20 protein-coding genes are annotated in these 18985 nt (G+C 33.5%); 6 read left to right on the top strand and 14 right to left on the bottom strand.

All coding sequences use genetic code 11. The features are described from left to right. Positions 1 to 186: 186 nt before the first annotated feature. On the bottom strand, positions 187 to 831 hold the full coding sequence (gene pyrE / locus B0A65_RS22200) for an orotate phosphoribosyltransferase (protein WP_074657329.1): 645 nt from the start codon (positions 829 to 831) through the stop codon (positions 187 to 189). 7 nt (positions 832 to 838) lie between these two features. On the opposite strand from pyrE, the gene B0A65_RS22195 reads away from it, so the two are divergent. After that, entirely contained in the window at positions 839 to 1450 is a 612-nt protein-coding gene (locus B0A65_RS22195; RefSeq protein ID WP_072971198.1) for an NUDIX hydrolase, read from the top strand. 147 nt (positions 1451 to 1597) lie between these two features. Next, a complete protein-coding gene (locus B0A65_RS22190; protein ID WP_074657332.1) occupies positions 1598 to 1828 on the top strand; it encodes a DUF4287 domain-containing protein in 231 nt (76 codons plus the stop codon). Positions 1829 to 1836: 8 nt separating this feature from the next. Here B0A65_RS22190 and B0A65_RS22185 read toward each other — a convergent pair whose 3' ends face one another. The 3 genes from B0A65_RS22185 to B0A65_RS22175 all read right to left on the bottom strand — a co-directional run bounded on the left by B0A65_RS22185 (position 1837) and on the right by B0A65_RS22175 (position 5591). After that, the gene (locus B0A65_RS22185; protein WP_074657335.1) at positions 1837 to 2835 is read right to left on the bottom strand and encodes a hypothetical protein; all 999 of its coding nucleotides are present in this window, start codon (positions 2833 to 2835) and stop codon (positions 1837 to 1839) included. 51 nt (positions 2836 to 2886) lie between these two features. Next, positions 2887 to 3384 (bottom strand): hypothetical protein, encoded by a 498-nt coding sequence (locus B0A65_RS22180; RefSeq protein ID WP_074657337.1) that lies wholly within the window; start codon positions 3382 to 3384, stop codon positions 2887 to 2889. Positions 3385 to 3863: 479 nt separating this feature from the next. Further along, a complete protein-coding gene (locus tag B0A65_RS22175; RefSeq protein ID WP_074657340.1) occupies positions 3864 to 5591 on the bottom strand; it encodes a M14 family metallopeptidase in 1728 nt (575 codons plus the stop codon). Between the two features lie 361 nt (positions 5592 to 5952). On the opposite strand from B0A65_RS22175, the gene B0A65_RS22170 reads away from it, so the two are divergent. Then, a complete protein-coding gene (locus B0A65_RS22170; RefSeq protein WP_074657342.1) occupies positions 5953 to 7302 on the top strand; it encodes a DEAD/DEAH box helicase in 1350 nt (449 codons plus the stop codon). Between the two features lie 346 nt (positions 7303 to 7648). Then, positions 7649 to 8098, top strand: coding sequence for a hypothetical protein (locus tag B0A65_RS22165; RefSeq protein WP_074657344.1), 450 nt, complete (start codon positions 7649 to 7651; stop codon positions 8096 to 8098). A 174-nt stretch (positions 8099 to 8272) separates the two neighbouring features. Here the strand turns inward: B0A65_RS22165 and B0A65_RS22160 are convergent, their stop codons facing one another. The 4 genes from B0A65_RS22160 to B0A65_RS22145 all read right to left on the bottom strand — a co-directional run bounded on the left by B0A65_RS22160 (position 8273) and on the right by B0A65_RS22145 (position 11379). Beyond that, complete coding sequence (locus B0A65_RS22160; protein WP_074657347.1) at positions 8273 to 8851, bottom strand: PhnA domain-containing protein; 579 nt, start codon at positions 8849 to 8851, stop codon at positions 8273 to 8275. Positions 8852 to 9027: 176 nt separating this feature from the next. Then, a complete protein-coding gene (gene coaD / locus B0A65_RS22155) occupies positions 9028 to 9486 on the bottom strand; it encodes a pantetheine-phosphate adenylyltransferase (RefSeq protein ID WP_026982220.1) in 459 nt (152 codons plus the stop codon). A gap of 115 nt (positions 9487 to 9601) precedes the next feature. Next, on the bottom strand, positions 9602 to 10294 hold the full coding sequence (locus tag B0A65_RS22150; RefSeq protein WP_074657350.1) for a DUF421 domain-containing protein: 693 nt from the start codon (positions 10292 to 10294) through the stop codon (positions 9602 to 9604). Between the two features lie 113 nt (positions 10295 to 10407). After that, a complete protein-coding gene (locus B0A65_RS22145; RefSeq protein ID WP_074657352.1) occupies positions 10408 to 11379 on the bottom strand; it encodes a D-alanine--D-alanine ligase in 972 nt (323 codons plus the stop codon). 336 nt (positions 11380 to 11715) lie between these two features. Between B0A65_RS22145 and B0A65_RS22140 the strand changes: the two genes are divergently transcribed. Together B0A65_RS22140 and B0A65_RS22135 are read left to right on the top strand one after the other, a co-directional pair. Further along, on the top strand, positions 11716 to 12336 hold the full coding sequence (locus tag B0A65_RS22140) for a PASTA domain-containing protein (protein WP_074657355.1): 621 nt from the start codon (positions 11716 to 11718) through the stop codon (positions 12334 to 12336). Next, entirely contained in the window at positions 12329 to 13372 is a 1044-nt protein-coding gene (locus B0A65_RS22135; RefSeq protein WP_074657358.1) for an RluA family pseudouridine synthase, read from the top strand. Before B0A65_RS22140 ends, B0A65_RS22135 begins: the two co-directional genes overlap by 8 nt. A 75-nt stretch (positions 13373 to 13447) precedes the next feature. On the opposite strand, the gene B0A65_RS22130 is transcribed toward B0A65_RS22135, so the two are convergent. The 6 genes from B0A65_RS22130 to B0A65_RS22105 all read right to left on the bottom strand — a co-directional run bounded on the left by B0A65_RS22130 (position 13448) and on the right by B0A65_RS22105 (position 18761). Next, positions 13448 to 14062 carry a hypothetical protein gene (locus tag B0A65_RS22130; RefSeq protein WP_074657361.1) on the bottom strand — a complete coding sequence of 205 codons (615 nt, stop codon included), beginning with the start codon at positions 14060 to 14062 and terminating at the stop codon, positions 13448 to 13450. Positions 14063 to 14167: 105 nt separating this feature from the next. Further along, positions 14168 to 15391 carry an ATP-binding cassette domain-containing protein gene (locus B0A65_RS22125; RefSeq protein ID WP_074658302.1) on the bottom strand — a complete coding sequence of 408 codons (1224 nt, stop codon included), beginning with the start codon at positions 15389 to 15391 and terminating at the stop codon, positions 14168 to 14170. A 138-nt stretch (positions 15392 to 15529) separates the two neighbouring features. Beyond that, complete coding sequence (locus B0A65_RS22120) at positions 15530 to 16393, bottom strand: sulfurtransferase (protein ID WP_074657364.1); 864 nt, start codon at positions 16391 to 16393, stop codon at positions 15530 to 15532. An 11-nt stretch (positions 16394 to 16404) separates the two neighbouring features. After that, positions 16405 to 17229 carry a ThuA domain-containing protein gene (locus B0A65_RS22115; RefSeq protein WP_074657372.1) on the bottom strand — a complete coding sequence of 275 codons (825 nt, stop codon included), beginning with the start codon at positions 17227 to 17229 and terminating at the stop codon, positions 16405 to 16407. Positions 17230 to 17248: 19 nt separating this feature from the next. Next, on the bottom strand, positions 17249 to 17638 hold the full coding sequence (locus B0A65_RS22110; protein WP_074657375.1) for a DUF1398 domain-containing protein: 390 nt from the start codon (positions 17636 to 17638) through the stop codon (positions 17249 to 17251). A gap of 130 nt (positions 17639 to 17768) precedes the next feature. Further along, entirely contained in the window at positions 17769 to 18761 is a 993-nt protein-coding gene (locus B0A65_RS22105) for an alpha/beta fold hydrolase (RefSeq protein ID WP_074657377.1), read from the bottom strand. Positions 18762 to 18985: the final 224 nt, after the last annotated feature.

Genomic DNA, 18985 nt, shown 5'->3' with positions numbered 1-18985 from the left:
ATTTTTATCCCGAGGCTTCGGGACCAAATTCTAAAAGAGCGAAGCGATTTTTGAGTAAAATCTAAAATCTAAAATCTAAAATCTAAAATCTAAAATCTAAAATCTAAAATCTAAAATCTAAAATCTAAAATCTAAAATCTAAAATCTAAAATCTAAAATCTAAAATCTAAAATCTAAAATCTAAAATTAATCCTGTCCCCAAGTAGATGGAATTGCATTCCATTCCTGTAAAGTAGATTGTTGCTCTTCAGTAATATATTGTTTTTGAACCGCTAAGTCCAATAAGTTTTCATAATTGCTAAGCGTATACAAATCAATATTTGCGTTTTTGAAGTTTTCTTCGGCAACACCAAAACCGTAGGTGAAAATTGCTGCCATTCCTTTTATATTAGCCCCTTCATTGCGTAAAGCTTCAACAGCCATCAAGCTGCTGTTTCCGGTACTGATTAAATCTTCAACGACAACCACATTTTGGCCTTTTTGTAAAAAACCTTCAACCTGGTTTTGTCTTCCGTGTTTTTTAGCTTCCGGGCGCACATAAACAAATGGTAATCCAAGGCTTTCAGCTACAAGAATTCCTATTCCTATGGCTCCAGTGGCAACACCGGCAATTACATCTGGTTTCCCAAATTGTTTCTCAATGTTTTTCGCAAATTCATCACGAACATAATTTCGGATGATCGGAAATGAAAGAATTAACCTATTATCACAATAAATAGGCGATTTCCATCCAGAAGCCCATGTAAAAGGATTTTCTGGATTCAATTTAATTGCATTTATTTGCAAAAGCAATTCGGCTGTTTTTTCGGCAGTATCTTTATTAAAAATCATAATACAAATGTATAAAGTTTTTGTGAACGACAAACCACTTTTTTTGACAAATGAAATCTCAAGAGAGACTAATTTTCAATTATTCTTGTTGGAGAGTATTGATATTGAGCAGCTTATAGTCAAAATCTTTCAGAATAAAATTCAAAAGGCCTACTTATATCATCCCGATGAAAAGGAGATTATGAAGACTCTCAAAGCTAAAATCCCTGTTAGTAAAGCAGGTGGAGGCTTTGTGTACAATAAAAACGGAGAGGTTTTATTCATTTTTAGAAACGGAAAATGGGATTTGCCAAAGGGTGGAATCGAAAAAGGCGAGGAAATCGAAGACACTGCCATGCGTGAAGTAGAGGAAGAAACCGGTGTTGGTAAACTCCGAATCGTAAATAAACTCCAAAAGACCTATCACGTTTTTAAACGTAACGGAAAATACAAGCTTAAAATCACCCATTGGTTCGAAATGTTTTCTGATTTTGAAGGAACTCCGCAGGGCCAAATCGAAGAAGGAATCGAAAAAGTGGCCTGGTTAAATCCGGAACAGATTAAAGAAGCGCTAAAAAACTCCTACGAAAATATTAAATTACTTTTTGAAGAAGAGAGTAAGATTTCTGTAGAAGAATAGGACAAGAATATAGAAGATAGAATATAGAATATAGAATATAGAACAAAGATAAATTTAGTCCTGATTTTCGATTGAAATATTTAGTTGCTTAGTTAATTTAAATTTGTATTTTAGTTGATATAGATAAATCAACTAAATACTTTTTATATGTCATTTCAAGGATATTTAAAAACAATTAAAGAAAAGACTGGCAATGGCCCGGCTGAATTCAGGACTTTGGCAGAACAAAAAAGTTTTACATTAGATGGAAAACTAAAACCCGAAGTAAAAGCAGGTGATATTGTGAATTGGCTTAAAGAAGATTTTGATCTTGGACAAGGACATGCAATGGCAATTTATGCACTGCTCAAAGGTATAAAAGAGGAGAACAGTCAATAATTAATTTTCTAACTCTTAGATGATTCCACGTTCGTAATAAACAAATTGACATCATCAATGTATAATAACAGCTGTTTTGGCTTTTTTACAATTCCAAAAGGCAAACTAACTTCAATATCATTTTTGCATTCAATAGCTACATTATGAGGTTCTAATTTACCTAATAATGCAAACTTCACCACTGTGTTGCTTTTCTCATAATCTCCCTCAAATTTGCTTATTTTTTCAATTAAGCTGATTGGTATTTCTAATGAATTAAAAAGGCCGTACCGAATTATAATTTTATCATCTGTAACAAGATGTTTCCTGAAAATTATTGCTTTTAGTTGTCCGGTTAAATTAATTAAAAGATAGCTATGTAAGATTAAAAACAAAATCGTAGCTGTTTTGCTCCACGAGATAAGAATCACGTGTACCGTTACAGCTTCGGCAACTGAAGCGAGCATTAAACCAATATAAATTGCACTGACGCCACTATTTTTATATCCCGTATATTGATTTTCAGAACTTTTATTTGCGGACCATTTAATAAAACAATAATAGAAAGAGCAAATTTCGAAAGCGATTATTTTACCTAATTTTTTAAACTTAATAGATTTTTGCAAGGCATCCATGATTATTGAATAATCATCCTGATTGTCAGTATTGTTTTGTTTTATCGTTTTTCTGAAATTTAATATAAAATGAACAGCTGTCCACACTAAAAATAAGAGAAATGCAATGTTGAAATAAATTTTCCAGTCAAAAATTATTTTGAAAAAATTTCCTTTCATCGGAAACAAATAAGGCGTTGTTTTGAATGCCAGGTAGAAAACAAACCAAAATGTAAATTCAGTTTCTTCTTTTCTGCTCAAAAAATAATATAAAACAGGAGCAGCAATAAAAAAAAGGGCCGTTACAACTGAAAAGGAGAGAGGGCTGTTTGTAGGGATAAAATAGAAATCTATTAGTAATAAAACAGTCTCGATAGCACCAAAAATAAAGAGTGAATTGTATTTTTTTGTCATATTTAATTAAAACTATTTTTGATGTTTTATAATAGAATCTAAATTTTTGTACTATTTTTTAAATTGCTGAAGAGTTTCATCAATCCAATATTCGATTGCCATAAAGTTATTTGCTACTTCAAAAATATCTTTTTGCACATTTTCAAAATCAGCGTTCATCCAGCCTTCCATTAAAGTCAATGGGCCGTGATTTACACTAACATTCGGCCATCTGGTTTCATACATTTTAAAAGCTTCTCTAAAAATTTCTGCAAATTTTCGGCTTTGAATAGAGTAGTTTTTTAGATTTCTCAGTTTCAGCGCATGAATATTGTACTTTATTTTTCCTTTTTCTAAAGTTGAATCGCTAATCCAAACCGAAAAAAAGATTCTTGATTCTGCTGTCAAAGGATTTTGGGTATCATTAGTCCACGATTTTTTATACAATTTTAGACAAACAGAATCCAAAAAAATACCAACCCAAACTTCAATTTGCTTTTCTTCTAAAAGCTCTCTGTCAATCTGATCTGCTGCTTTTTGAAATAGGTTTAGGTAAAAAGAAATATCCATTCTGTTTTAGTTTTTATATTTTTTCAAACTTTAAATTAAGCAGTTTGTTTTAATGACCTGTTTAGATTTTTTCTCAAATATAAACTATTGTAATTGAATATTTTTATGGAAAGGCACACTGTCAATTGATTTTTAAAATTAATTTTTCGATATTGATAGGGGCATGCCAGCATCCCGATAAGTGGGCAAATTACTTTGTCTATATACGCCCACTTATCCGGATGCTGTCGGGCTTTCGCTGCTACTTCGGTAGCTTAGCTCTATCCCTCACGCAGCTCTCGGTTTCAAAATTTCCTTTCGTTTTTTAGGTTATTTTTCAGTTGCCCTTTATTAAAAACCAGTGAAGATCCAAATCCGTATGGGGAGTAAAAATAAATTTTGACAAAGATTTTCATGAACAGCTTTGTGATCTTAACGTTTTCTAAAAACATTCTAAATCAAAAAAACTTAGCGAACTTTGCGTTAAAAAATAAGATAAACTACAACACTCGATAAACAGGATATTGCAAATGCGCCTTTTCATAATAAACCGAATGTTTGTAAATCCAGTCTAATTGCGCAGCAGGATTTTTAGCAAACTCAGCGTCGTTTTGTTTTTTGGTATCTAATTCGGCTTTTAAAGCTGGATTATCTTTTAGCAATTTAGCTGCCGTATCTTCAAAAATATACTCCGAATAATGTTCTTTTTGTTGTAGAATTGGATCGAAGAAATTCCAATTAAAAAAAGAATCAACACCTTCTGGTTCAAAAGCTTCGACTAAGTATTTAACGCCTTTTTGGTTTGTTGGAATTAGATAATCACCTTTAGCGAAAGAAACTTTTTGAACTTTAGAAGTTACGGTTGTATTGTAATGCAAATAATGCCCTTCGTAAGCATTTGGAACCGTTTTGAAGCTGGCAATTTTATAGCTTTCAACTTCTATAATCGTATCGTTTTTAAGTTGAGAAAACGAGATATTATTGTTCTTCAAAAGTTCCATAATATTCCAATACCCACGTGGAATAATATAAGCTGTCGGAATCACAACTTCTTTAGCCGATTTGAATTCTTTGATATACGGAACATCTTTTTTATACGGTTTGCTTCGGTCGTAGTACAAACGATTTCCTGTTGTGGCTTCGCTTTTTTTGTAACCCGCTTCATAACCTAAAAATGAAAAAGTAGTTGCTTTTGTACTATCCAATTCCCATTTTAAAGTGTACGATTTTTTAGGTTGATATTGCTCCAGATTTTTAACCCGAAGCGCTTTTATTTTTTGATAATTTGCATCAGTAAAATCCAAAGTCGATTTAGTGTATTCGTAAGTCATTTTTACACGTTCAGCATATTTTTTCAGCATATGTGTTTCAACCACAAAACCAATCGTATTAAACAACGAAGTATAACCTGTTGTATATCGCGGACTATCTACAAATTGTCCAAAACCTTTGTCTGGAGTGTCTTTAAAAGAATCTACATAAGGTGTCGTTTCGATTTTCTTTTGTTGTAAATCTTTTACTAAACCCGGCATCATTACATCATTCATAAAATCGCCCAAAACAGTTCCTAATTTATTATGCTCTGTCATGATATAAGTTAGTTTGTACTGATAATCAGAACCATTACTCACATGATTATCGATAAAAACATCAGCATTTATCTTTTGGAAAATCTCCACAAAACTTTTAGTATTTCGCGTATCTGATTTCATTAAATCACGATTCAGATCGTAGTTTCTGGCATTTCCTCTAAAACCGTAAACTTCAGGTCCATCCTGATTTGCTCTTGTTGTAGAATTTCGATTTAAAGCGCCACCAATATTATAAACCGGAATACAAACTAAAACCGTGTTTTTAGGCGCTTTTATTTTTCCGATGGCTAAATCTCTGTAGAATTGCATAGTGGCGTCAATTCCGTCAGGTTCACCGGCGTGAATACCATTGTTGATGAAAAGTACCGCTTTAATTTTCTGAATTTTATCGAAATCAAATTCCTTGTCAGGATTATATGTTACCATGTGCAATGGTTCACCAGAATCTGTCAATCCCATTTCCTTCATTTGAATCGTCGGAAAATCGTTGGCTAAGAGTTTAAAGTACTTAATCGTTTCCTCGTATGAAGCCGATTGATTTCCGTTTCCTTTCTCAAAAAAAGTATCGTATTTTTTATTGTTTTGAGCGAAAATCGAGATTGTGAAAAGTGAAATGACAATAGTAAAAAGTTTCATGAATTAGGGTTTTTAATAGAAATCAAATATAAAAAAATAGTTTCAGGTTTCAGGTTTCAAGTTTGAAATGAGAATAGAGCAGCTTTGACATTTTACAGCAAAGGGCGCAAAGTTTTTTTTATTTGGCAAGTTTTACAAAACACAAAGTTCGCAAAGCTTTCTGAATATAACTTTGCAACTTCGCGCCTTTGCGAGATTAAATAGCAAATTGCTTAGCGAACTTTGCTTAAACCTTTGTGAACTTTGTGGTAAAAACTATAGACAAAGTTTGGAAAACCTGAAACCTGAAACAAGAAAAACCTGACACGAGGCTTTTGCCGAATTGGCGTAGCAAACAACTTTTTTTGCCTACTTTTGCAAAATGAATAAAAATCACCATTCCAACAACATACTTTCGAATTTAGGAATTGAAAGCCTGAACGAAATGCAAGAAGTTGCTCAAGACGCAATTTTAAATGATAACAATGTTTTGCTGCTTTCTCCAACGGGATCAGGAAAAACATTGGCTTTTTTGCTTCCAGTTTTAGAATTATTGCAGCCTGAAATTCTTTCGGTGCAATGTTTAATTTTAGTGCCGTCGCGTGAATTAGGTTTGCAAATTGAGCAGGTTTGGAAGAAAATGGGAACGCAATACAAAGTAAATATTTGTTACGGTGGACATTCAATAGAAACTGAAATCAAAAATTTAAGCAATCCGCCAGCGGTTTTAATTGGAACTCCGGGTAGAATTGCTGATCATATCGACAGAGATACTTTCCGTACAGATAAAATTCAGACTTTAATTTTAGATGAATTTGACAAATCATTGCAATTGGGATTTCATGAGCAAATGTCCTATATCATTGGGAAATTAACGAAACTGAACAAACGAGTTTTAGTTTCAGCAACTTCAGATATTGAGATTCCGAGATATACAAGAGTGGTTAATCCGACAGTTTTAGATTTTATTCCGGAAGAAGAAGAGAAAGCAAATCTTTCTATGAAAATGGTGGTTTCGCCGGCAAAAGATAAATTAGAAAGTTTATTCAACTTGATTTGCTCGTTGAAATCACAATCAGCTATTATATTTTGTAATCACCGTGATGCGGCAGAACGTATCAGTGATACCTTAAATGAAAAAGGAATTTACTCGACTTATTACCACGGAGGAATGGATCAAGAAGAACGTGAACGAGCTTTGATTCAGTTTAGAAACGGAAGTATGAGTTATTTAATCACTACCGATTTAGCGGCACGTGGATTGGATATTCCGGAAATGAAACATGTTATTCATTATCATTTACCTTTAAAGGAAGACGAGTTTACACATCGTAATGGTCGTACTGCTCGTATGCAGGCTTCAGGAACAGCTTATATTATCATCCACGAAAGTGAAAAAAAACTAGACTATATCGACTACGGAATGGAAGTTTTAAAGGTAGAAAATACTACTACTTTACCAAAACCGCCAGAATATCAAACGATTTATATTAGTGGAGGAAAGAAAACCAAATTAAATAAAATTGATATTGTTGGCTTCTTTTCTCAAAAAGGAAAATTAGAGAAAGGGGACTTAGGTTTGATTGAAGTAAAAGATTTCATTTCGTTTGCAGCAGTGCGTTACAATAAAGTAAAAGATTTGCTTCAAAACATTAAAGATGAAAAAATGAAGGGCAAGAAATTTAAAATTGAAGTTGCCAGAAAAGTAGTGAAGAAAGAGGAGGAAAGATAGATTTTTTGTTTCAAGTTTAAGGTTTGAGGTTTTTTTGAAGTTAATTGGACATAAAATATAAAACCAGAGCAACAATATTTACTGTTTTTTGTAGTAAAATATTTTCTTTTTTTAATAGTTTTAGGCAGTTTAAAATAGGTTTTTTAGTAAGGTTTCTTTGTTCTTTTAGATAGTTTTGTATGGAATAATTTACTGATTTTCAATAATTTAATTGATTATTGTGTTTAGATAAAAGCAACTTTAAACAACAATCTTAATCTTTTGTTAATAAATTAACCAGTAACGCTTTATTTTATCATAATTTCTGCGTTTATTGTACGAGTAAATAATAAACCCCAAATTAATTATGAAAAGAATTATTACGATTGCCGTTTTATTGTTGAGTGTTGTCTCTTTTGCACAAATTAAAGTTCTTGAAACTGTTCCTGTTGAGAAGTTAGGAAAAGTAAACAATAACTACATTCAGAAAATTGGAGATGAATACACTGTATACTACACAAGTATTCAAAACGATGATGAAGAAGGTTCATCTTTGAGAAAATTTACGTTTAAAAACGTTAATAACGATTACGCAAGTCTTTACAGTATTATCATGAATGGTTTTGGTGCAAGCCCATTATATGATATCAAATTAGAATTGCCTAACAATTATATTTGGTTGCATTATACAGGAAGTGTTATTCCTGAGAAAGCTACAGTTCAGTTCATGGTTTCAAGCAAAGAAGCTTCTTCAGCGACAAGTAATGTTTCTGAGCCATTCGTAAAAGATCAGATCAATAAATTATTCCAAAAATAATTTTTTTTTAGTTTCAGGTTTCAGGTTTTATTTGTTTCAAGTTAAACCTTTGTCATGAAATTTTAAAAACTAAATAAAAAAGGCTATTCAAATTTGAATAGCCTTTTTTATGGTTTGCAGTTTTCGGTCACAGTTCACAGTCAGGAACTGAAAACCGTGACTGCGACTGAATACTTAAATTTTCTTCACATACTGCGTTATAATCACAATTTGTTGTCCATCAACTTTACCTTCAATATATTCAGCATTTTCGTGGTCTAAACGTATGTTTCTAACTGCAGTTCCTTGTTTGGCAACCATACTTGAACCTTTTACTTTTAAGTCTTTGATTAAAACTACAGAATCTCCGTGTTCTAAAATAACGCCGTTGCTATCACGGTGAACCAGTTTGTTTTCGTCATCTTCGCCTTCGCCAGTTGCTTGTGCCCATGCTAATGTATCTTCGTCTAAATACATCATGTCTAACAATTCCTGTGGCCAGCCTGCAGCACGCATGCGGCTTAACATTCTCCAGGCTACGACTTGTACGGCAACATTTTCGTTCCACATACTGTCGTTAAGGCATCTCCAGTGATTTAAATCAACGTTATCCGGATTTTCAATTTGGTCAATACAAGTACTACAAGCCAATATACTTTCGTCAATTCCCCCTTTTTGCGTTGGTAATACCTGATAAACTTTTAAATTTTCTTCGGCGCCACAAAGTTCACATTTAGATCCGCTTCGTTTGTTCAATTCTCTTTCGATGCTCATTATTTCTGTTTGTTTTAAAGATGCGAAATTACTTATAATTTGCTTCGCTGGCAAGTTTTATGTTTTGGAGTATTTTTAATTTGTCATTGCGACGAACGAAGCAATCTCAGTTGCTGTAACATTACGTGAAATTATTAGAGCGGTTGCTTCGTTCCTCGCAATGACATTTTTTAATATTATTTCTTAACCCTAACTGCATCCGGAACCAGCATTTCATATTCACCACCATTTCGCAATACATCACGAACAATACTTGAACTGATATAAGATGTTCTTGCGGCAGTTAATAAAAAGACTGTTTCAATTTTTGAAAGGCGTCTGTTAGTGTGTGCAATTGCTTTTTCAAATTCAAAATCAGCAGGGTTGCGTAAGCCTCTTAAAATAAAATGGGCTTTTTCTTTATGAGCTAAATCTATAGTTAATCCTTCGTAGGTGATTACCGAAATTTTTGGCTCATCCTTGAAAGTTTCTTCAATAAATTGTTTTCTTTCTTCGAGTGAAAACATGTATTTTTTTTCGGCATTGACACCAATGGCAATTACGATTTCGTCAAAAAGAGAAATTCCTCTTTTAATAATGTCTTCGTGACCGAGTGTAATGGGGTCAAATGATCCTGGAAATATGGCTTTTCGCATTTTTTTCTTTTTAAGGTTCTAAGGTTCTGAGTTGCTAAGGTTCTAAGGTTTTAATCAAAACGTATTGAAGCTTTGCTATTTTTTGGAATTTAGAATTTGAATTTTGGATTTTTTTTTACGTTATTCTAAGTGTTTTGATTGCCGGCACCCATTCGTCTCTATGGCAAACCTCACATTTTGCAGTTCCTGTTTTTTGTTCTTCTGTATGACCGCAAAAAGTGCAGGCGTGAATACCATTGTTTGTAATGTTGTTGCTTTTTTTATTAAATAAGGCAGGCAAAATTGGTAAACCGTATTTTACCTCTTTGTCTTCATAGAAAAACACGCTGATTTCTCCGCTGGTTTCTATAAACGCATGTTTAATTTGGCCTAAATGTTCGATGGATTTTATGCGAAGCTCTGAGAAAAATTCATCTTGTGCGAGACTTTCTTTTTTGAAAGTGGCAATAGAAAATTTACCATCATTAATCAAACATTCGGTTTTGCCTTCAATAAATTCTTCAAACTTTTTACTTTTTCCTGTTAGCCAGGTAACGGAGCGATATAAGATAATAATTACCGTAAAAACGATTGCGGCCGGGACAATTCCAACATCTTCATAAAACATTGGATCTCCTGCGGCAGAGCCTAATGCAATGATAATTACAGTTTCAAAAATGGATAACTGTTTTACGCCTCGTTTTCCTGCTAATTTTAAAGTCAGCAATAAAATGATAAACATTACAGTGGAACGAAATACAACTTCTAAGGCAAAATTTGCCGGTAAATTGTTGTAAAAGAGTCTGTTCCATTCGAATATTTCTTTCATTTTTTTTGAGGTGCTAAGGTTCTGAGGTTTTTTTAGGAAACTAGATAAAATGTTTTTTAATAAAAAAAGGTTCTGAGATCTTAGTAACTTAGAATCTCAGAACCTTAGTATCTTTAAGAGAGCGCTAGCTCGATTGCATTTGTGAACAAATCTTCCAGAGAAATTCCGGCTGCTTTGGCTTGTTGCGGAATTAAGCTTTCGGTTGTTAAACCTGGAATGGTGTTCATTTCAAGCATGTAGGGTTCGTTGTCTACGATAATGAATTCGCTTCTTGAGAAACCTTTCATTTTTAAGACTTCGTAAGCACGTTTGGCAGTTTCACCTACTTTTTGTGTTAGCTCGTCTGAAATTCTGGCTGGTGTAATTTCCTGTGATTTTCCTTCGTATTTGGCTTCGTAATCGAAGAAATCATTTTCAGATACAATTTCTGTAATTGGCAACACTTTAATTTCGCCTTTGTAATTGATTACACCGACAGAAACTTCAGTTCCGTCAAGGAAACTTTCGATGATAATTTCGTTGTCTTCTTTATAAGCTACCTCAATGGCAATTGGCAATTCAGCTTCTGTTTTTACTTTTGAAATTCCGAAACTTGAACCTGCTTTGTTTGGTTTTACAAAACATGGCAGACCTACTTTTTTAACGATTTCAGCCGTATTGATTACATCGCCTTTGTTAAGGTAATAGGAAATAGCGGTTTTGATTCCGTATGGTTTTAAAACCGATAATAAATCACGTTTGTTGAAAGTCAATGCCGATTGGTAATAATCGCAAGAAGATTGTGGAATTCCTAATAATTCGAAATAAGCCTGCATTAATCCGTCTTCGCCCGGAGTTCCGTGAATGGCGTTGAAAACGCAGTCAAAAATGATTTTTTGATCGTTTACCGTTACAGAAAAATCATTTTTATCAATGGCAAATTCCGCATTGTTTTCGTCTACATAAACCCACTTTTCTTTGAAAATATGAATTCGGAATCCGTTGTATTTTGTTTTGTCAAGATATTGATGAACGACGTTTCCTGAGATAAGAGAAATTTTATATTCACTTGAATACCCGCCCATGATAATGGCAATATTTTTCATGTTTTACTGTTTATTTGTTTAATCGAAATGTTGTTTAATTGTTTAATTGTTGATTTGTTAAATCGTTTAATCGGAATCTACTTTTGAAAGAGAGTGCCCTAGCCCCGATAGAGGCGGTATCCTTTTTTGAGGCGATTTTTCTTCGCCTTAAAAAAGATATAGCCGAAAGCGGGAAATAGCTCCTTAAAATTGAAATTCCAAATTTTAAAATTCCAAATTCCAAAAAGCTTATTTTTAATATTAGTAAGATGATGTTACTAATGTTACTTTAAAACAAAATTATCATTTTTTTTGAAACGAAATAGCTTTATCTTTGCCTCAAATAAAAATAAATTTATGAGTTTACGTCAGTATTTAACAAGCCGGGTTTTTTTTGTGCAAATTTTAATAGCGTTTGCTATTATTGCGGTTTTAGGTTATTTGTTTATGCATTGGTTGACTTTTACCACTGATCACGGACATGAAATTGCGGTTCCGAATTTGTCTAAATTGACTGAAGAGCAAGTCGAAGAGAAATTGGACGAATTAGATTTAGATTACGTGCTTTTGGATAGTGTTGATTATAGAAGTGAATTCCCAAAATACAGTGTTGTTGAGCAAGATCCGTTGCCTGGAACGAAAGTAAAAGTGGGAAGAAAAATATATATTAAAATTAATGCTTCAGGATTTTCATCTGTTAAAATCCCTGATTTAATTGAGAAAACGTATCGTGAAGCAGTTCCGACTTTAAAGGCCTTAGGTCTTGAAGCAGGAACAATTACCTATATTCCGAACCTTGGGAAAGATATGGTTTTGGAGATGCGTTATAAAGGAAGAAACTTAAAAGTAGGAGACCGTGTGCTAAAAGCTTCTAAAATCGACTTGGTTTTAGGAGATGGAAAAGCAACTTATGTAGATGACAGTCAGGCAACAGACAGTTTAGCAACGCCGACTACCGAAACCCCAAAAGATGAGTAATACTATTGAAAATTTAGATCTGGAAGACGAATTATTCGAACATTTTAGATTTGAAGTACCTAAAGGTCAGGCGTTTTTACGTATTGACAAATATTTAATGAATTTGATTCAGAATGCGACGCGAAATAAAATTCAGAACGCCGCAACTGAAGGAAACATTTTTGTAAATGATATTCCGGTAAAATCAAATTATAAAGTAAAACCGTTTGATGTTGTAACGGTTATGTTAACGCATCCGCCGTTTGAAAACCATATTCTTCCGGAAGATCTTCCGTTGAATATTGTTTATGAAGATGACGCACTTTTACTGATTAATAAAGAACCGGGAATGGTAGTGCATCCTGGTCACGGAAATTACACTGGAACGTTGGTAAATGCTTTGGCACATCATTTTGATAATTTGCCAATGAACAGTAGTGAACGTCCGGGATTGGTACACCGAATTGACAAAGATACATCCGGACTTTTGGTTGTGGCCAAAACGGAAGCAGCTATGACACATTTGGCGAAACAGTTTGAAGCCAAAACTTCTGAACGTGAGTATATTGCCCTTGTTTGGGGAAATGTAGTTGAAGAAGAAGGTACAATTGAAGGAAACCTTGCCAGACATTTAAAAGACCGTATGCAAATGGCTGTTTTTGCTGATCCTGAAATTGGGAAACCAGCGATTACACATTATAAAGTTTTGGAGCGTTTTGGTTATGTAACTTTGATTTCTTGTAGGTTAGAAACCGGAAGAACGCACCAGATTCGTGCACATATGAAACATATCGGACATCCGTTGTTTAATGACGAACGTTACGGAGGTCATTTGATTTTGAAAGGGACAACGTTTACGAAATACAAACAATTTATAGAAAACTGTTTTAAAGCATTACCGCGTCAGGCGCTGCATGCTAAAACACTTGGTTTTGTACATCCAAATACAGGCGAAATGATGCGTTTTGATACGGAGCTGCCTCAGGATTTTCAGGATTGTATTGAGAAATGGCGGAATTATGGAAAGACGCATAGTATTGAAGAGGATGAAAATTAATTAGATAATTAGATAATTTGTCAATTAGATAATTTCCTAATAGTAACACAAAAAAAGCTCCTGTTGGAGCTTTTTTTATTTGAGACTTTTAATTTTTAAATCTATTATTTTCGCTTCGCCGTTGGTTAGGAAACCTAATTTTCCTTGTTGGCTCAGCTTGCTTTTTTCGATGGAACACTCTAAGAAAGTTTCATTATTGACAGAAAAGTACAATTGATTATTGGCAACTCTTATTTTAACCGAATACCATTTGTTATTTTCTAACTTCAATGGCTTTTTGAATAAAGTTGGGCCGCCTCGTTTACCATATTCATCGCTGTTTTTACTGTAAACCCCTTGTCCAATCACGATGTTTTGATCGATTTGATAGAGATACGTTCGGATGTATTTTTCTTTGTCGATGTTTAACATTACCTCAAATAAGGATTCTTTGGTTATGTTGACTTTAAAATCGATTTCATAATTCTTGGGAAGCTGTTTTTTAGATTCTATAACTCCCCAGTGCATTGGGCCACCAATTCCGATTAAGGTATCTTTTTGCAACAACCATTCTTTTGAATTAAAGTCCCAATCTGATTTAAATTTAGAAACTTTGGTAATTTTGTATTCTTTATTTGCTGTTGAAATTGTGGTAGCACATGAAAGCGCTAGTAATGCTACGGCTAATACAGCTATTGATTTGATTCTCATTTGTGTGTTTTAATTTGACTCAGAACTATAGTAATCAACTCCTAATTTCTACAGATTTGGTTCTTGTAAATTAGTGGAATTTGTGTTTTAATTTAACTCCGAGTCCTATTTTATTTTTCCAATTGATCCTGTTGATGCTGGTAATAATTCAAAAACAGAAGTAGGAGCGAGGCCGTTTTCAATACGATGCGAAACGTATAAAATACTTACATTGGTTTCCTGTTTGATGGTGTTGATTAACTGAATCACCATATCCACATTTTCGTCGTCTAAACCTTCTACAGGTTCGTCTAAAATTAATAATGGCGGATGTTTTAAAACGGCGCGAACAATTAATCCAACTCTTTGCTGACCAATGGAAAGATCAATAAAACGCTTTTTTCTTAAATGCGTCATTTCGATTACTTCAAGCCATTGCGAAACAATTTGTTTTTGATGCGTAGTTGGCTCGATATAAAGGCCGATGGAGTCGAAAAATCCGGAGAGAATCATCTCTTCCAGCGTATGTCCTTTTTGAAATAAATCGGTCATTGAGGTTGTGAAGATTCCGATTTGTTTTTTGATGTCCCAAACGCTTTCTCCAGTTCCTTTTTTTCTTCCAAATAAATATAAATCCTGTCCAAATCCTTTTGGATTATCTCCTGTAATTAAAGATAAAATGGTGCTTTTTCCAGAACCGTTTGGACCAATTAACTGCCAGAATTCGCCTTGTTTTATCGTCCATGAAATGTTGTCCAGAATTTTTCTATCATCATAACTAACCGAAACATTTTCCATTTTAATTAAGATACTTTCGTGGAAAGAATGTGGTTCGATCGCTTTTGGAATAGCCGCTGTATTTAAAGTTTTAAAATGATTTTCGGTTTTTGAAATGGGATGTAATTCAAAAGAGTTGTCTTTAATCTGCGCTTTGTTCGGAACAAAAGGAAGAACATCAACAAGCCGATTTACGATTTGAATAATAGCAATTATGTTGGCTAAATCCTTTAAAGATTCGGCTAGAATTACTCTTGATGCCTGATCTAAATGATCAAACGGATTATCAAAAATGATAAAATCAGGTTTTTGATTGATGCAGTATTTTAAAAACTCTTTTTTTCGTTCTCCTGATGAAAAAGTTCGCAATTGTCTGTGTGATTCCGGAGAAGCTTCTACCGAATCATATTGATATTCTCTTTCAATGAATTTCTCAATGGCAATGTCTGAAAACAGAATTCCTTTTTGGTTGTTGAAAACGGCTAACTCTCCTTTGGCATTGCCGGAAAGTAATTGATCTATAAAGGCTTTTTTATTTACTAAGTTCGATAAAAGGATATCCCAATGTTGCATTTGTGTATTTATAATATTGTTTACCTGTTGCATAACAAATAAAGCATAGATTAATTATTTACCTGCCACAGATTAAACGATTAGCACAGATTTTAAAATCATTTTAATCCTTTAATCTGTGGCAAATAATTATGAATTTTACTTCGCGGTCTTTGTTTCTTGTGTAAACATTTCGCGATCGTTTCTGGACCATTCGCTCCAGGATCCTATATATAATTTCGGAATTTCAATCCCGGCATAATCCATTGCTAACAATGTATGGCATGCAGTTACTCCTGAACCGCAATGTACAATTACATTCTCAGGTTTTGTACTACCTAAAAGGGTATTGTATTTTTTATTTAATTCTTCAGCAGATTTATAGAAACCATCTTCATTTAAATTTTCGCTAAACGGAACATTAATAGCTCCGGGAATATGTCCTGCGATTAAATCCAACGGTTCTGTGAGGCCATCAAAACGATTCTTGTCTCTAACGTCAATTAAAATATTTTGATCACTATTTCGGGCTTTTTCGACTTCTTCAATATCGGCTACAGCCAGTTTCCATTCTGAAATTTTGTATTCTGTAACATCAAAATGTTCTATTTCTGAACTTGTTGGAAAACCAGTTTTGATCGCTGACTGTAAACCTCCATTTAAAACCTGAACTTTTTCATGACCAATTGCTCTTAACATCCACCAAAATCTTGATGCTGAATTTGATCCGTTTCTATCATCATAAACAATAACATGACTTTTAGGAGAAATTCCGAGTCTGGAAAGTACCTGAGAAAATTTTTCTAAAGAAGGTAAAGGATGTCTTCCGCCATTTGCAGGATCTTGTTCAACAGTTGCTAAATCCTTATTCAAATCTACGTAACGTGCACCTTTTAAATGCTCGTTTCTATAGTTTTCCTCGGCATTGATTCCGGCTCTGGCGTCAATTAAAATTACTTCAGCTGAATCCTGGAATTGCGATAATTCTTCAGGATTTATTATAGGAGAAAGTTTATGGGACATTTTGAAATCATTTATTTTTTTGAATTTCCGAATAATTTTATTGCATTCAGAATTAATTTATTTTGATTCTCATTTTCAAAAGTATTGGAGAGCGTTTTATTCGTTCCATGTTCGTAATCAATATCATTATGCCCCATGTTCACGTAAAGCATTTTATATTTTTTATTTGTCCAAACAACAGGATAATATCCGCTATGCCAAATTTCATGGGCTTTTGGTCCGGTTCCTAATGGGAAACTGCTTTCGTCAATGGCTAAAAGAATTTTAATATCTGGATTTTTGGTCAAATCGTTGCTCCATCGGTACCATTCGTTGGGTTGCGATGAAAAAGTTTTTGGAAGTCCTTTCGTTATCGGATCTTGATTTTCAACTCTTAAAACTGCTGATGTTGGACGCCAGGTATTGCTTCCGTATTCTCCCGAACCTAAGAAGGCGTTATGATACCAATCCCAGTTTTGCGGATAAGAAGAATCATTTAAAGCAAAGGCCGAAAAATGAAATCCAATAAAACCACCGCCGTTTTCCATGTATTTTTGGAAAGCTTCACGCTGATCTGAAGTTTCTGGTCTTGTGTCTAAAAACAATACTACTTTATATTGCTCCAAAAATTTAGCATTCAGATTATCCCAATTGCTAGTCGAATCATATTCAAAATGATTTTCTTCAGCAATTTTTGGAAACCATTTATTGGCTTCATGAACAAAGCTGATATGTGCCTGATCATTCTTTGCTCTATAAAAAGCAATGACTTTAAATTTTGAATTTGTTTTTTTAGATTGTGAAAATCCTAAAAAGCAGATCGAAAAAAAAACAATCAGAATATAATTTTTAGACATAGGATCTTTTTTTATCAGACTAGCCTGGAATTTTTTCGATTAATATTTCGTTCCCTCCCAGATCAAAATAAATACAAGTCATTTCGATGATATCAACTCTCCATTTTGCTATTCCGCATTGCCCGCAATGATTACAAAAAGTCATATAATCGGTTTCGCCGTGTTGATGTTTTACCAATAATTCAATAAACAGTTCTTTGTTTACTGTTGATGAAATTGGTATTAAATTATATTTTTCATCCGAAGCAACGGTATAATTGTTTACACCATAATATTCGGTATGTCCATCATTTACAAAGGTATCATAGCCTTTTACGCCTAAGATGATCAAGTCTTGTATGTAATTTGGAAAATCTGCTCCGCTTTTTACTTTAGCATGTGCTTCTTTGATTTGTTCTATTGTAAACATATATATTGAGTTTTAAGGTTATTTAAAATGGTTTGCGACGAATTACACGAATTTACATTATTTTTTATGGTGATGCATAGAATTAATTCGTGAAATTCGTAGCGAAAAGCAATACGTCCTGACGAAAAAATTATTGTTTCAAAAATACAATTAATGGTTTTATAAATTGATCGAAAGATTCGATATGCGGCAAATGTCCTGTGTTTGGAACTTCGACTAATTTTGAATTCGGGATCGCTTTTTGTGTTTTTTTGCCTAGTTCAGCATAGTTTCCCATTGTTTTTTTGATTTCTTCAGAAACCAGATTTTTCCCCAGCGCCGTTTTATCTCTTGTTCCGATAATTAAAAGCGTTGGACTTTTGATGTTTTTGAACTCATATACAACAGGCTGCGTAAAAATCATGTCATATAAAAGAGCTGAATTCCATGCCACGCGATCATAATCGGGAGCTGAAGTCCAACCAGCGCCTAGCTCCGCCCATTTTTGAAAATTAGCATTCCATTTTCCATCATAATAATTCGCCATTTGATACTTTTTAATGGCTTCATAATTTTGTTTTAATTCTGATTCGTACCACCAATCTACAGGTTTGTAAGGAACGACCAATTTCCAGTCTTCTAAGCCAATCGGATTTTCAAGAACTAATTTTTCTGTAGTTTCAGGATACATCAAAGCAAATCTTGTAGCCAGCATTCCGCCCATAGAATGGCCAAGAATTGTTGTTTTTTCGATTCCTAAATGATCTAAAAGCTTTTTTGTATTCTCTGCTAATTGCTGAAAAGTATATTGAAAATTATCTGGTTTGGAAGATTTTCCAAAACCAATCTGATCCGGAACAATCACACGGAAACCTTCTTTGGTCAAAGCTTTTATTGTGGTTTCCCAGTAGGCTCCATTGAAGTTTTTTCCGTGAAGCAATACGATATTTTTCTTGTTGTAATTTTCAGGAATAATATCCATATAAGCCATTTTTAGCAGTTGACGCTGGTTGTTCAACTCTATAAATTTTACTGGAAAAGGATATTCGTAATTGGTTAAATTAATATCTAAAGGCTTAATATTTTCCTCTTGAGAAAAGCAAAAAATTGGAAAAAACATTACAAGCAGTTTTATAATTTTCATTTCTAACAGATTTAGGATTAAGAAATATAAATTTACCGTTAACCATTTTGAAATGCAAAAATTAAAGTCTTAAAGTTATCAGAAAATTAAAATGGAAGCGACTTTTTTAAGATGGTATGCTTATTTTTTTGAATTTTAATTGGTTTTAAATGCTTGATTCTAAAAATATTGCATTTTAACGAGTAATGTGGTACTTAAAAGGACTTCTTTTATTAACAGGAAAA

The organism is Flavobacterium frigidimaris (genome assembly GCF_002217275.1).
GTDB classification, from domain to species: domain Bacteria; phylum Bacteroidota; class Bacteroidia; order Flavobacteriales; family Flavobacteriaceae; genus Flavobacterium; species Flavobacterium aquidurense.
This window is presented reverse-complemented; position numbering and strand designations above follow the sequence as displayed.

Bases quoted from the DNA above. Each gene is read 5' to 3' on its own strand.
- pyrE (WP_074657329.1), bottom strand. From the start codon at position 831: ATGATTTTTAATAAAGATACTGCCGAAAAAACAGCCGAATTGCTTTTG.
- B0A65_RS22195 (WP_072971198.1), top strand. From the start codon at position 839: ATGTATAAAGTTTTTGTGAACGACAAACCACTTTTTTTGACAAATGAA.
- B0A65_RS22190 (WP_074657332.1), top strand. From the start codon at position 1,598: ATGTCATTTCAAGGATATTTAAAAACAATTAAAGAAAAGACTGGCAAT.
- B0A65_RS22185 (WP_074657335.1), bottom strand. From the start codon at position 2,835: ATGACAAAAAAATACAATTCACTCTTTATTTTTGGTGCTATCGAGACT.
- B0A65_RS22180 (WP_074657337.1), bottom strand. From the start codon at position 3,384: ATGGATATTTCTTTTTACCTAAACCTATTTCAAAAAGCAGCAGATCAG.
- B0A65_RS22175 (WP_074657340.1), bottom strand. From the start codon at position 5,591: ATGAAACTTTTTACTATTGTCATTTCACTTTTCACAATCTCGATTTTC.
- B0A65_RS22170 (WP_074657342.1), top strand. From the start codon at position 5,953: ATGAATAAAAATCACCATTCCAACAACATACTTTCGAATTTAGGAATT.
- B0A65_RS22165 (WP_074657344.1), top strand. From the start codon at position 7,649: ATGAAAAGAATTATTACGATTGCCGTTTTATTGTTGAGTGTTGTCTCT.
- B0A65_RS22160 (WP_074657347.1), bottom strand. From the start codon at position 8,851: ATGAGCATCGAAAGAGAATTGAACAAACGAAGCGGATCTAAATGTGAA.
- coaD (WP_026982220.1), bottom strand. From the start codon at position 9,486: ATGCGAAAAGCCATATTTCCAGGATCATTTGACCCCATTACACTCGGT.
- B0A65_RS22150 (WP_074657350.1), bottom strand. From the start codon at position 10,294: ATGAAAGAAATATTCGAATGGAACAGACTCTTTTACAACAATTTACCG.
- B0A65_RS22145 (WP_074657352.1), bottom strand. From the start codon at position 11,379: ATGAAAAATATTGCCATTATCATGGGCGGGTATTCAAGTGAATATAAA.
- B0A65_RS22140 (WP_074657355.1), top strand. From the start codon at position 11,716: ATGAGTTTACGTCAGTATTTAACAAGCCGGGTTTTTTTTGTGCAAATT.
- B0A65_RS22135 (WP_074657358.1), top strand. From the start codon at position 12,329: ATGAGTAATACTATTGAAAATTTAGATCTGGAAGACGAATTATTCGAA.
- B0A65_RS22130 (WP_074657361.1), bottom strand. From the start codon at position 14,062: ATGAGAATCAAATCAATAGCTGTATTAGCCGTAGCATTACTAGCGCTT.
- B0A65_RS22125 (WP_074658302.1), bottom strand. From the start codon at position 15,391: ATGCAACATTGGGATATCCTTTTATCGAACTTAGTAAATAAAAAAGCC.
- B0A65_RS22120 (WP_074657364.1), bottom strand. From the start codon at position 16,393: ATGTCCCATAAACTTTCTCCTATAATAAATCCTGAAGAATTATCGCAA.
- B0A65_RS22115 (WP_074657372.1), bottom strand. From the start codon at position 17,229: ATGTCTAAAAATTATATTCTGATTGTTTTTTTTTCGATCTGCTTTTTA.
- B0A65_RS22110 (WP_074657375.1), bottom strand. From the start codon at position 17,638: ATGTTTACAATAGAACAAATCAAAGAAGCACATGCTAAAGTAAAAAGC.
- B0A65_RS22105 (WP_074657377.1), bottom strand. From the start codon at position 18,761: ATGAAAATTATAAAACTGCTTGTAATGTTTTTTCCAATTTTTTGCTTT.